This window comes from Leisingera sp. M523 (assembly GCF_025141335.1).
In the GTDB taxonomy this organism is placed as follows: Bacteria; Pseudomonadota; Alphaproteobacteria; order Rhodobacterales; family Rhodobacteraceae; genus Leisingera.
In genome coordinates, this window is sequence record NZ_CP081036.1 from 3,587,760 (window position 1) to 3,599,191 (window position 11,432).

12 protein-coding genes are annotated in these 11,432 nt (G+C 61.9%); 10 read left to right on the top strand and 2 right to left on the bottom strand.

Features of this window, described 5'->3' with window-relative positions:
* The first annotated feature begins 72 nt into the window (after positions 1 to 72).
* The 3 genes from K3557_RS17825 to K3557_RS17835 all read left to right on the top strand — a co-directional run bounded on the left by K3557_RS17825 (position 73) and on the right by K3557_RS17835 (position 3,122).
* Positions 73 to 1,974 carry a PAS-domain containing protein gene (locus K3557_RS17825; RefSeq protein WP_259995367.1) on the top strand — a complete coding sequence of 634 codons (1,902 nt, stop codon included), beginning with the start codon at positions 73 to 75 and terminating at the stop codon, positions 1,972 to 1,974.
* Positions 1,971 to 2,675, top strand: coding sequence for a response regulator transcription factor (locus tag K3557_RS17830; protein ID WP_259989011.1), 705 nt, complete (start codon positions 1,971 to 1,973; stop codon positions 2,673 to 2,675). Before K3557_RS17825 ends, K3557_RS17830 begins: the two co-directional genes overlap by 4 nt.
* 219 nt (positions 2,676 to 2,894) lie before the next feature.
* Positions 2,895 to 3,122 (top strand): WGR domain-containing protein, encoded by a 228-nt coding sequence (locus tag K3557_RS17835; RefSeq protein WP_259995369.1) that lies wholly within the window; start codon positions 2,895 to 2,897, stop codon positions 3,120 to 3,122.
* 86 nt (positions 3,123 to 3,208) lie between these two features.
* Here the strand turns inward: K3557_RS17835 and K3557_RS17840 are convergent, their stop codons facing one another.
* A complete protein-coding gene (locus tag K3557_RS17840; RefSeq protein WP_259995370.1) occupies positions 3,209 to 4,408 on the bottom strand; it encodes a hydantoinase/carbamoylase family amidase in 1,200 nt (399 codons plus the stop codon).
* A 144-nt stretch (positions 4,409 to 4,552) separates the two neighbouring features.
* Here K3557_RS17840 and K3557_RS17845 point away from each other — a divergent pair, with 144 nt between their 5' ends.
* From K3557_RS17845 to K3557_RS17860, 4 genes are all read left to right on the top strand, one after another.
* Positions 4,553 to 5,203 carry a histidine phosphatase family protein gene (locus K3557_RS17845; protein ID WP_259995372.1) on the top strand — a complete coding sequence of 217 codons (651 nt, stop codon included), beginning with the start codon at positions 4,553 to 4,555 and terminating at the stop codon, positions 5,201 to 5,203.
* Between the two features lie 23 nt (positions 5,204 to 5,226).
* The gene (locus tag K3557_RS17850) at positions 5,227 to 5,841 is read left to right on the top strand and encodes a glutathione S-transferase family protein (protein WP_259995374.1); all 615 of its coding nucleotides are present in this window, start codon (positions 5,227 to 5,229) and stop codon (positions 5,839 to 5,841) included.
* 11 nt (positions 5,842 to 5,852) lie between these two features.
* Positions 5,853 to 6,905 carry a saccharopine dehydrogenase gene (locus K3557_RS17855; protein WP_259995376.1) on the top strand — a complete coding sequence of 351 codons (1,053 nt, stop codon included), beginning with the start codon at positions 5,853 to 5,855 and terminating at the stop codon, positions 6,903 to 6,905.
* A gap of 145 nt (positions 6,906 to 7,050) precedes the next feature.
* Positions 7,051 to 8,193: a saccharopine dehydrogenase family protein gene (locus K3557_RS17860; RefSeq protein ID WP_259995378.1), complete on the top strand. Its 1,143-nt coding sequence runs from the start codon at positions 7,051 to 7,053 to the stop codon at positions 8,191 to 8,193.
* A gap of 67 nt (positions 8,194 to 8,260) precedes the next feature.
* On the opposite strand, the gene K3557_RS17865 is transcribed toward K3557_RS17860, so the two are convergent.
* Positions 8,261 to 8,584, bottom strand: coding sequence for a DUF3775 domain-containing protein (locus K3557_RS17865; protein WP_027257190.1), 324 nt, complete (start codon positions 8,582 to 8,584; stop codon positions 8,261 to 8,263).
* 700 nt (positions 8,585 to 9,284) lie between these two features.
* Between K3557_RS17865 and K3557_RS17875 the strand changes: the two genes are divergently transcribed.
* From K3557_RS17875 to rpsO, 3 genes are all read left to right on the top strand, one after another.
* Entirely contained in the window at positions 9,285 to 9,797 is a 513-nt protein-coding gene (locus K3557_RS17875; RefSeq protein ID WP_259995380.1) for a DUF1643 domain-containing protein, read from the top strand.
* Positions 9,798 to 9,904: 107 nt separating this feature from the next.
* Positions 9,905 to 10,888, top strand: a complete 984-nt coding sequence (locus K3557_RS17880) for a calcium-binding protein (RefSeq protein ID WP_259995381.1) — start codon at positions 9,905 to 9,907, stop codon at positions 10,886 to 10,888.
* Between the two features lie 161 nt (positions 10,889 to 11,049).
* Entirely contained in the window at positions 11,050 to 11,319 is a 270-nt protein-coding gene (rpsO, locus tag K3557_RS17885; protein WP_129369234.1) for a 30S ribosomal protein S15, read from the top strand.
* Positions 11,320 to 11,432 lie beyond the last annotated feature (113 nt).

The window sequence follows — 11,432 nt, forward strand, 5'->3', positions numbered from 1 at the left end:
GGCCTTCTCCCGCGGCTGAATGGCAATTTGCCCCGCACCCGCCGCGGTGCTAGCCATGAAGCGGGGAGAACCATGAACCGAATAAGCAAGCCGCACGCCGCCATGACCACCGCCGGGCTGAACCTGATCGCCCAGGCACTGTCGATCTATGACAACGATCTGCGCCTGGCGGTCTGCAACAGGCGTTTCCAAGAGATGTTCTCACTGCCTGATCATCTGGTGCAGCCGGGGGCGTCCTTTGCCGACACTATCCGCTTTCTTGCGGAGGCCGGTGAATACGCGCCGGAAACAAATACCAAGGACATCGTGCAAAGCCGGGTTGCTCAGGCACTGGATTTTGTGCCGCATTACCTGGAGCGTGAACGGCCCAACGGGCAGATGATTTCGATCGAAGGCTCGCCATTGCCGCAGGGTGGCTGGGTCACTGTCTATACCGACATCACCCGCGCCAAGCAGGCCGAGCAACTGTTGCGCGCACGGTCTGCGGAACTGTCAGAAAAGCTGATCACCCATACCGAGGAATTATCCGCCGCCAACCGCCAGCTGGAAGCCACAAATACAGCCCTGGAAGAGACCAAGCGCCAGCTGACCGAGATCGAAGGCCGTACCCGGCTGACGACCGAGATGATGCCCGCCCATATCGCCCACGTCGATGCGGACGGCTATTACACCTATACCAACCGCCGCCTCAGCTCGGTGTTTCCCAGCCGCCCCTCCGATATCCTCGGCATGCATATTGCGGACGCGTTGGGAGAGACTGCCTTTGACCGGATTGAGCCGCATTTGCTGGCCGCCTACAAGGGCAGCAGCCCGGTATTCGAGTTCACCGAAAGCCACGGCAGCCGCCGCATCCGGGTGGCCTTTACCCCGGACCAGCACGGCGGCGTCTATATCCTGTCAATGGATGTGACTGAGGAAACCCAGGCCCGGGTTGCCCTGCAGCAGGCCCGCCGCCGCGAGATGGCGGCGCAGATGACCAGCGGCCTGGCACATGATTTCTCAAATCTCTTGACCATAATACTCGGCATGCAAAGCAAGTTGGAGAAAATGGGGCTGAGCAGCGAGGCAACCGAACTTGTCCAAGGCACGCTTTCTGCCGCCAAGCGCGGCGGCCGGCTGCTAAACCGGATAGCTGAAATGACAGGCCAGCGCACCTTGCGCCCGCAGGCGGCCGACATGCATGCGCTGCTGGGTGAATTGAAGATCCTCGCCTCTCCCTCTCTGCCGCAAGGAATTGGGCTAAGCATCCTTGATAACATGCCGGACGAGGTGCTGCTTCTGGACAGCGGCAAGCTGCAGGATGCGCTTTTGAACCTGATCCTGAACGCCCGCGACGCTTGCGGAACTTCGGGCCAGATTACTGTCAGCGCCCATGCGGTCGGGCAGACCTGGGTGGAAATCACGGTGACCGACAGCGGCCCCGGTTTCTCCCCCGAAGCGCTGGACAAGGCGTTGAACCCTTTCTTCACCACCAAAGGCAGCGAAGGCTCCGGTCTTGGCCTGCCAATGGTTTACGACATGGCCAAGCTGGCCGGCGGCGACATGCGGATCAGCAACACCCAAACCGGCGCTTCGGTGACCCTGCGGCTGCCCTACCGGCTGGCACCTGATGCCAAGGGCGGCATGGCCCTGCTGGTCGAGGACAGCCAAGAACTGCGCGCTGCTTTTCGCGATATGCTGATTGATCTTGGCTACTCGGTGATCGAAGCGGCCAGCGTGGATGAAGCCAGTGCGCTCACCGCCGACTTGCCAGACATCGCGCTGGTGCTCTCCGACATCAAACTGGAGGGGACTGCCACCGGCATCGACTTGGCCACCCGGCTTGACGGCTCAAACCTGCCTTGCATCCTGATGACGTCCCTTCCCGTCAGCGACCCGTTGTTCCGCAAGGCCTTGAAATGCGGGCCGGTTTTGCGCAAACCATTCACCACGCATCAACTGTCCGCGCTGATCAAACCGGAGCCCGCCGCATGACATCGCCCTTGGTCACCATCCTGGATGACGAGCCGGAAATCCGCCGGATCCTGACCAGCACACTGGAGGACGCAGGCTTCCGTACCCAAAGCTTCGCGCGCGCGCGCGAATTCGAGGCGGCTCTGAACCGGATGGCACCCGATGTCTGCCTGGTTGATCTGTCGCTGCCCGATACTGACGGGCTGGCGTTGGTGCACCGGCTTGCACTGGAACAAGGCGCGGCGGTCATCATCATCTCCGGCCGTGCCCAGGTGCAGGACCGGGTGACGGGGCTGGAGCTGGGAGCTGATGATTACATCACCAAACCGTTTGATCCGGCCGAAGTTGTCGCCCGGGTCCGCGCCCGCCTGCGCAGCGCCCCCCGCACAGCGGCCCCTGCCAGCGATACCGCCCGGTTCTCCGGCTGGACCGCGCATTTCGACCGCTATTTGCTGGAAGATGAAACAGGCAGCGAAACCCCGTTTTCCCATGCCGAGGGCGAAGTTCTGCGGTTGTTCCTCGACAGCCCCAAGCGGCTGATCTCCCGCGCCCAGATGCAAGAGGCACTTGGCGGTGCGGCTGGAGAGAGCTTTGACCGGGCAATGGATGTGCGCGTCTCCCGCCTGCGCACTAAGTTGCGCGAAGACCCCAAGAATCCACGTCTGATCAAGACGATCTATGGCGCGGGCTACATCTTCTTGGGCGATGTGGACTGGGGCTGACCCTGTTCCGGGACAAAACCAACTTTCCCGCAGGACGCTCTTTCTTCCAGATAAGAAGAGCGAAAGAAAACGCAGCTGCAGTATTTTGCCGGCCTTGTCCATTCTGGCCAAGCTGGTGTTCGCCGCGGCGGCGCTGTCTTCCGCGCTCTGGGGCCTCACTTTTGTCAGCGCAGCATAGAGATTCTTGCCGCGGCGAATCGCTTGGCATAGAATCAATCCATGGCCACCTGTCTGCTCTACCGCCAAGCCCCTTCGCGCCCGTCCCGGTTCTACCGGATTGAGCTGGCGATGAACCTGTTTTCCGAGGTCTCCGTGCTGCGCGAATGGGGCATAGCCGGCGGCAACGGGCAAAGCGTCATCAACATCTACGGCAATCTGCGCGAGGCTTCCCTGGCTGCCGATAATCACCGCAACCGGATGCTCAAACGCGGCTACGGACGGGGCTGACTGCGCCGCGCCAGCGGCGCCCGGCCCAACTGTGAGAGGGCATCCTGCAGGATGTCCGGGAACAGGCGGGAGAACCCGCCTGCAATTCACCCCGCCAGCGCCCGGGCCGCGCGGTCCAGCACCTGCAGTCCCAGCACCAGATCTGCTTCCGCTGTATCTTCGTCAAAGGCATGGCTTATACCGCCGATCGAGGGCACAAACAGCATTGCCGCAGGCATCACCGTCGCAAGATTGGCCGCATCATGCAAAGCACCCGACGGCATCTTTTGCCACTTTCGTGGTGCCAACGCCTCTGCAGCGGCCCCCAACTCCGCCTGAAACCGCGCATCCATCGCCGCCGGTTCTATGCCCATCACCGGGCCAAGCTCCGATGCCGCACCGTAATCGGCCGCAATCTCCCGCGCTGTCTCCTTGATGAGCGTTTCCATCCGCACCAGCCGGTCTGCATCAGCATCGCGCCATTGCACTGAAAACCCGACGCGTCCGGGCACAACAGAAGACGCATTGGGGTGCAACGCCACATGACCGATAGTCCAGACTGTGGCAGGCGTCACCACATCAGCAAACCGGCTGTTCAGCGCAGCGTTGAAGGCAGACAGCGCCTGAAACGCATCCCGTCGCAGGTGCATCGGCGTGGTGCCTGCGTGGTTCTGCCGGCCCAAAAACGTGATCCTCATGTCCCGGATGCCGACGATATCAGTCACCACCCCAAGCTTAAGCCCGGTTTCTTCCAGATAGGGGCCTTGCTCGATATGCATTTCCAGAAAACCGCAGAACCGTTCAAGCGGCAGGAAATCCCCCGAAAGCCCCGCCATCTGCGCCCGCATCCCGGCCAGGGTATTGCCGGCGTTGTCAGTGAACCCATCCGCCTCATCCAGCGCCAGCTTGCCGGTCCAAACATCCGATCCGGTCAGCACCCCGAACCGCCCCTCCTCATCCTGAAAGCTGACGCAGGAAATGAGCGGCCCGCCGGCTTCCCGGGCTGCGCGGGCAATCTCCAGCCCGGCCACTACACCCAGCGCGCCGTCCAGCCAGCCGCCCTCGGGCTGGCTGTCGCTGTGCGACCCAACCAGCAGGCTACACTCCCCGGCCAGCCCGAACAGATTGCCAAGCGGGTCGAAATGCGGCTCTAACCCGCACTCTGCCATCCGTTCGGCCAGCCATTTCCGCGCCGCGATATCTGCTTCTGAAAACGCCTGCCGCACCACTCCCTTGCCTGCACCCGAGGCACCAAAGCTGCGCAGTTTATGAAGGTCATCCAGAAAACGCTGAGGGTTAAGGGGCATCGCATATCTCCCAATTGACAGATGCACATTGCTCCAGTTTTGCCCCTGCCCTCAATCAAATTGATCAAACCTGCACCCGGCCTGGTCTTCCCTCTGCCCTGAACCTCCCCTAAGACTTCCCCGGTAACAACGGAGCCGCCGCCCATGTCCCACATAACGCTGATCCGCCACGGCCAAGCCAACACCGGCGCCCGGGACGAGGCAAGTTATGACCGTCTCAGCGATCTGGGTCATCAGCAGGCGGCCTGGCTGGGGGACCATCTGCGCTGCACCGGCAGCCACCACCCGCGCGTCTACTGCGGGACCCTTAGGCGGCATATCGAAACCGCGGCCTCTATGGGATTTGCCGATCCGGCACAGGACGCGCGGCTGAACGAGATGGAGTATTTCACCCTCGCCGAGGCGATGCGCGATCAGCACGGCCTGCCAATCCCGGAAGAGCGCGAGGGCTTTGTCGATCATTTACCCAAGGTTTTCGCCGCTTGGGCCAAAGACGAAATCGCCGATCCCTACGAAAGCTGGGCCAGTTTCGAAACCCGCACCCAGGCCTGTCTGGAGGAAATCGCCGCAGGCGACGGCCCCGCAATGGTTGTCACCTCCGGCGGGCTGATCTCGATGGCCCTGCGGCAAGCGATGGGGCTGGACTCCGCCGCCATGGCCCGGGTCACGCTGGCGATCATGAACACCTCGATGCATCGTCTGTTCCCCATCGGCGGCCACCTGAGCCCGGTTTTGTTCAATGCAGTGCCGCATCTGGAAGCGCCGGACCGGCATTTTGCCCAGACACATCTTTGAACGACCGAGAGGGAGGAAAAGACATGCAGCTTTATTACGCCCCCAACACGATCTCCGTGGCTGTGGCCATCGCACTGGAAGAAGCCGGGATCGAATATGAAGCGGTGAAGATCGACTTTGCCGCCAAGGAACAATCCGGCCCGGCCTATGCCCAGATCAACCCCAAGGGCCGGGTGCCCGCGCTGGCGGTTGAGGGCGGCATCCTGACCGAGACCGGCGCGCTGCTGGAATACATCGCTGATATGGCGCCCGAGGCCGGCTTGCGCCCGCAGGACCCGGTATTGCAGGCGCGGATGCGCGAGGTGATGTTCTACCTCGCTTCAACCATGCACGTGAACCATGCCCATATGCGGCGCGGCGCCCGCTGGGCCAGCAAGACCTCCAGCTACAAGGATATGCAGGCCAAGGTGCCGCAGACGATGACGGCCTCCTGCGAGTACATCAGCCAGGCCGGCCTGCGCGGACCCTTTGTGCTGGGCGATACGGTCAGCCTCGCCGATTGCTACCTCTATGTGATCTGCACCTGGCTGGCGGGTGACGGGGTGAAGGTGGACGGCTTCCCCAAAATCCAGACTTTCATGACGGCAATGGAGCAGCGCGAGTCGATCCGCGCAGTCTATGCCAAGGGAATGCTTTGAAGGACATGACGATGACGCATCTGTGGGTACGGGCCGAACAGCGCCCGAATGAGGAGCGGGTCGGCCTGACCCCCGAAGGCGCCAAGGCGCTGCTGTCAGGCGGCATCAGGGTCACGGTTGAGGAAAGCTCGGTCAGGGCGCTGCCGCTGCAGGGTTACATTGATGCAGGCTGCGGCATTGCACCGGAAAACTCCTGGCCCCAGGCCCCCGCGGACGCGATTATCTTTGGCCTCAAGGAACTGCCCGAGGACGGCACCCCGCTGCCCCACCGTCACATCATGTTCGGCCATGCCTTCAAGGGCCAGCATTCCGGCAAGGCACTGCTGGAGCGTTTCAAGGCCGGCGGCGGCACCCTTTATGATCTGGAATATCTGGTGGATGAAAGCGCCCGCCGGGTTGCTGCCTTTGGGTATTGGGCGGGCTATGCCGGCGCCGCGGTAACACTGAAATCCTGGACCGCCCAGCAGCGCGGCGGAATCTGCGGTCCGGTTGGCGTCTATGGCGGCAAGGATGCGCTGCTGACGGATCTGGGTGCGGAACTTGATGCCCTGAACAAAGACCGCCCCTCTGCTATCGTGATCGGCGCGCTTGGCCGGGTCGGCACGGGTGCGGCTGATCTCTGCGAAGCGATGGGGGTCAAAGTCACCAAATGGGACATGGACGAAACCGCAAGCGGCGGCCCTTTCCCGGAGATCCTGGACCATGACCTGTTTCTCAACTGTATCTTCGCCCGGCCCGGCACACCGGTCTTTGTCCCGCGCGAGGCGCTGACTGCGGACCGCAAGCTGACCGCCATCGGCGATGTCGCTTGCGACCCTGACAGTGACTACAATCCGGTGCCGGTCTATGACCGCGCGACATCATGGGAGCAACCTGCTCTGCGCGTCGCCGAACACCCGGTGCTGGATGTGATGGCAATCGACAACCTGCCCTCCATGCTGCCGGTGGAAAGCTCCGAAGACTATGCCGCTCAGCTGCTGCCTTCGCTGCTGAGCCTCACCGATCTGGACAGCGGCGTCTGGGGCCGGGCCAAGGCCACCTTCCTGGAGCATCTGCCCAAATGACGGGTTTGTCCGTTCACGGAGAGGGCAGCGCCCGTCCGCGGGCGGAAGCAAAGCGCCCGCCCATGGGGGCGGACGGGCGCTGCCCGGCTTTCGGCCGGGCAAGAGGTTTCTTCTGCCCCCGCAATAATCGCAAGGGAGAACTCTCATGACAATTCACTGGTGCGGCACCGGCCTCTCCGCTATCCCCGGCCTCCGCCGCCTGCTCGAAGCGGGCCATGACGTGGCGGTCTGGAACCGGACCACCGACAAGGCGCGTGAGGCCGTCGGCGATCTGACCACTAACATCCATGCCTTCAGCATCGCCAACCTGGGCCGGATGCTCAGCCCAAAGGACGTTATCGTCTCCATGCTGCCCGGCGACTGGCACGTGCCGCTGGCCGAGCTGGCGATAGAGCACTGCGCGCATTTCGTCTCCTCCTCCTACATCGCGCCGGAAATGCGCGCGCTGGACCAAAAAGCCAAGGATGCAGACGTCTGCCTGATCAACGAGGTGGGCCTGGATCCCGGCATCGACCACCTGATGGCGCATGCGCTGGTGGCGGACTACAAGGCGTCGGATGCCTTTGACGCGGAAAACGAAATCAGCTTCATCTCCTATTGCGGCGGCATCCCCAAGACCCCGAACCCGTTCCGCTACAAGTTCAGCTGGTCGCCGCTGGGCGTGCTGAAGGCGCTGCGTTCGCCCTCAAAATCGATCCGCGGCTTCAAGGAGCTGGACGTCGCCCGCCCCTGGGATGCGATCTCCTCCTACGAGGCTCCCCTGCCCGCACCCGAAAGCTTTGAGGTCTACCCGAACCGCGACTCGATCCCGTTCATGGCGCAGTATGAGTTCGGCGAGGACTGGAAAGTGAAGGAATTCGTCCGCGGCACCCTGCGCCTCAACGGCTGGGCCGATGCCTGGGCGGATGTCTTCAAGGAGGTCGAAACCCTCAGCGGTCCCGAAGGCGACACCCGGCTTAAGGAAATGTCGGACCAGTTCTGGACCGAGAACGCCTATGACGAGGGCGAGCCGGACCGGGTGGTGCTCTGTGTTGGCCTGAAGGCGGAAAAAGACGGCACCGAAGCCTGGCATAAGACCTATGTGATGGACGCCTGGGGCGACGACCGCGGCACCGCAATGGCACGCCTGGTCTCCTATCCGGTGTCCTTCGCAATCGAGGCGGCCATGAACGGCAAGATCGCCGCCGGTGTACATGCCGCGCCCAGCGACCTGGGCCTGGTCGAAAAGTGGATGGGCGGGATCGGCAAGCTGGCCCAGCACCTTGAGGTCGTCGACAGCAAGGCCTGAGGACTGCTGGAAACAACAGGGGGCGCCGGATTGCGGCGCCCTTTTGCATTCCAAACCGATGCGGCCCCTAGCGGCCGATCACATCGTCCTCAACATCGTTCACATCAATGCCCAGCGCTTCCATGCCAGCCTCCAGATTGTCAGCCAGATGCGGCGTTCCAAGCAAGTAATCGACGGTCGGCGTGGTCGCTTCCTGCCGGGCGGTATAGATCGCTTCACCCAGTTCTTCCGGCTCAAAACTGCCGCGGCCGACCCACATGATACCAACCAATTCCGACTGCTGATCTTCCCCCATCCGGTCGATGAAGGCGCGCAATTCCCCTTCAGCCCGGCCCAGTTCACGGGCCATCATCGCCACTTGTGCCACCTTACGGGCTGAAATCTCCAGCATTGCTCCAATCCTTCTGTTCGCTGCCTCAGCATAGCAAACAGCAGGCCAAACGCCTAAGTCTTTGATCTGTGGCAAATGAAGCGCTGCTTAGCTGTTTGATCCCAAAGGTTGATAGTGCGATCCATTCATTGGAATGGAAGGACGCCTTATGGGACAGATATGCCACCTCTGCGTCGGTCCTGTCACCCGGCAGCGCATTGCGCAGCTATGTCCCGAGAAGTGCAAGCTTCAATCACGGAACTGAACCAGGAACCTGGCATCACCCGAAGCCGGTTGCGAAGCGGCGGGCTGCTGAGGATCAGAAGACCCGTTCCAATGTGTCCCGCTCAATCGTCCCTGGTGAAGAAGATGAAGCCATGATCGTTGCTTTCAGGTGGCCTGCTCTCCGACCACTGGACGACGGCCTTTGCACCCGCCCTCTCAAGGCACTCAGTGGACGCGCGCCGTACAGATACATCTGCAAGATCCGGACTTCAGAGCCAGACAGTTTCCTTGTGGATCCGATCCACCGGAAGCCGGGACTGAACACTTTGGTGAGCAGCATCAATTCCATGCAAAACCGGTCCGAAAGAAATACAAACGCCAACGGCTGCAATGTGTCGTGGTGCCCGGCAATGCACATAAAGGGCGCTTCTTGGGGTGACCTTAAAACTTGGACAGTTAGCTTGGACAGTCTAAATAGCCCTGCTACAGACGGCTGATGATCACCCGCAGCCACACCAAGGGCGATGCGCCCTCAACCGCCGTCTATTCCGATTGCGAAACCTATCGCTACAGCCTGACCCGGGTCTGGGATCCTGCCGGGCCGCGGGTGATGTTTGTGATGCTGAACCCGTCAACCGCAACCGAAGTACAGAATGATCCGACCATTGAACGCTGCGAGCGCCGCGCACGGGCATTGGGGTTCGGCGGTTTCCGGGCCACCAACATCTTTGCCTGCCGGGTCACCGATCCGCGCGGGATGCGGCAGCTGGCAGAGCCGGAAGGCCCGGGCAACATGGCGGCCATTTTAAACGGTGTTGATTGGGCTGACATGGTAATCTGCGCCTGGGGCACCCATGGTGAGCACCGCGGGCAAGGGGCCCGGATTGCCGCGGCGCTGCGCGCAACCGGAAAGCCGCTGCACCACCTTGGTCTCAGCAAGGCCGGCCACCCAAAGCATCCGCTTTACATCGCCTACTCCCAGCAACCGGCGCTTTGGCAGCAGCGTTAGCGGGTTCTTCAACGCCTGTTAACTCATGTTCCCCATTTGTTTTGCCTTTTCAATCCAGGCGTGTGACCATTCAGGTGGGTGTATGTTTTGTTGAGGTTGAGCGGGCAATGTTGTGGCTGGCAAGTGTTCTGGGCCTTGTTGCGGTAGGCAGCGCAGTCCTGGTTGATACAGACTCCCCGGATGAGGCGAATCCGGCCTCCGGCCCCGATCCGGAAGCAGACACTGGCGGGGATGGGCTGGATGGCGGGTTCATCGAGCCGGGCGGCAGCACCGTAACCGGCACCGATGAAAATGACGTCATCGCGGGAACCGGGGCGGCTGACAGCCTTAGCGGCGGTGATGGCGATGATCAGCTTGGCGGATACAGCGGCCATGACTGGATCGACGGGGGGGCGGGCAGCGATGTTCTGCATGGCGGTAGCGGAGATGACAGCCTGTCCGGCGGCACAGGCCAGGACCTGCTGCACGGCGAAGACGGTGATGACGTGCTGCAAGGCGCCGCTGGAGAGGACAGTCTCTTGGGGCATTTCGGGGATGACACGCTTCAGGGCGGCGGCGGTGCGGACCTGCTGCATGGCGGCCAAGGGCAGGACTGGCTGGAAGGCGGTGAAGGCCGGGACACACTGCATGGCAACGACGGCGATGACAGCCTAGTGGGCGGCAGCGGCGCCGACGCGTTGTTTGGCGGATATGGAAATGATGTGGTGTCCGGCGCCGGGGACGGCACGGATCAGGATTATCTTAATGGCGGTGCCGGTGAGGATACACTGATTGCCGGGGCAGGGGATGTGCTGACCGGCGGTGCCGGCGAGGATCAGTTCATGGCTGGCAACTGGACCGGGACCGAAGAGGCGGTGCAGCTGATGGATTTCGATACAGATGAAGATAAGCTGGTTCTGGTTTGGGATTTTGAGGACGGCGAAGAACCTTCTATAGAGTTGCAACAAAACCCCGAGGCAGGTGACGAGCAGGTTATCCTTGTCGACGGCGAGCCTGCCTTGCGGGTCACCGGAGCCAGCGGGCTGACGGCGGCGGATCTGGTGCTGATCGACACAGCTTCGGCCGCAGCGACCGGACTGCTGCCGCAGTAGGCCCGCGCAGATCCACCCTCTGGCAGTTAATCTTTGCCTTTAACATGAAAACATCATATACGCCCGCATCTGCTGCGATTCTGCGGCAGATATCTCCATGGGCCTGTGCTGGACGACATCCCGGCCTGAGCCATCCACTCTAACCCTTTAAGGAGACCCCGATGTCGATCACTGCAGAAGAAAAAACCCGCCTGATGAAAGAATTCGCAACCAAGGACGGCGACACCGGTTCGCCGGAAGTCCAAGTTGCAATCCTGACCTCGCGCATCAACACCCTGACTGAGCACTTCAAAACCCACAAGAAGGACAACCACGGCCGCCGTGGCCTTCTGAAGATGGTTGCTCAGCGCCGCAAGCTGCTGGACTACACCAAAGGCAAGGACGTGTCCCGTTACCAGGACCTGATCAAGCGCCTGGGTATCCGCCGCTAATCCGCGCTTATCCCGGATTTTTTACACCCGTTCCGAAAGGAGCGGGTGTTTTCTTTTGCTTGCAAGGTCCGTCTTGGGCCCGGGACGCCGGCAGGGCCGGATAGAAAACGCCG

What these genes read in the sequence shown, in the direction of transcription:
- K3557_RS17875 (WP_259995380.1), top strand. Translation starts at nt 9,285, where the DNA reads ATGATCACCCGCAGCCACACCAAGGGCGATGCGCCCTCAACCGCCGTC.
- K3557_RS17830 (WP_259989011.1), top strand. Translation starts at nt 1,971, where the DNA reads ATGACATCGCCCTTGGTCACCATCCTGGATGACGAGCCGGAAATCCGC.
- K3557_RS17825 (WP_259995367.1), top strand. Translation starts at nt 73, where the DNA reads ATGAACCGAATAAGCAAGCCGCACGCCGCCATGACCACCGCCGGGCTG.
- K3557_RS17850 (WP_259995374.1), top strand. Translation starts at nt 5,227, where the DNA reads ATGCAGCTTTATTACGCCCCCAACACGATCTCCGTGGCTGTGGCCATC.
- rpsO (WP_129369234.1), top strand. Translation starts at nt 11,050, where the DNA reads ATGTCGATCACTGCAGAAGAAAAAACCCGCCTGATGAAAGAATTCGCA.
- K3557_RS17880 (WP_259995381.1), top strand. Translation starts at nt 9,905, where the DNA reads ATGTTGTGGCTGGCAAGTGTTCTGGGCCTTGTTGCGGTAGGCAGCGCA.
- K3557_RS17860 (WP_259995378.1), top strand. Translation starts at nt 7,051, where the DNA reads ATGACAATTCACTGGTGCGGCACCGGCCTCTCCGCTATCCCCGGCCTC.
- K3557_RS17840 (WP_259995370.1), bottom strand. Translation starts at nt 4,408, where the DNA reads ATGCCCCTTAACCCTCAGCGTTTTCTGGATGACCTTCATAAACTGCGC.
- K3557_RS17865 (WP_027257190.1), bottom strand. Translation starts at nt 8,584, where the DNA reads ATGCTGGAGATTTCAGCCCGTAAGGTGGCACAAGTGGCGATGATGGCC.
- K3557_RS17835 (WP_259995369.1), top strand. Translation starts at nt 2,895, where the DNA reads ATGGCCACCTGTCTGCTCTACCGCCAAGCCCCTTCGCGCCCGTCCCGG.
- K3557_RS17845 (WP_259995372.1), top strand. Translation starts at nt 4,553, where the DNA reads ATGTCCCACATAACGCTGATCCGCCACGGCCAAGCCAACACCGGCGCC.
- K3557_RS17855 (WP_259995376.1), top strand. Translation starts at nt 5,853, where the DNA reads ATGACGCATCTGTGGGTACGGGCCGAACAGCGCCCGAATGAGGAGCGG.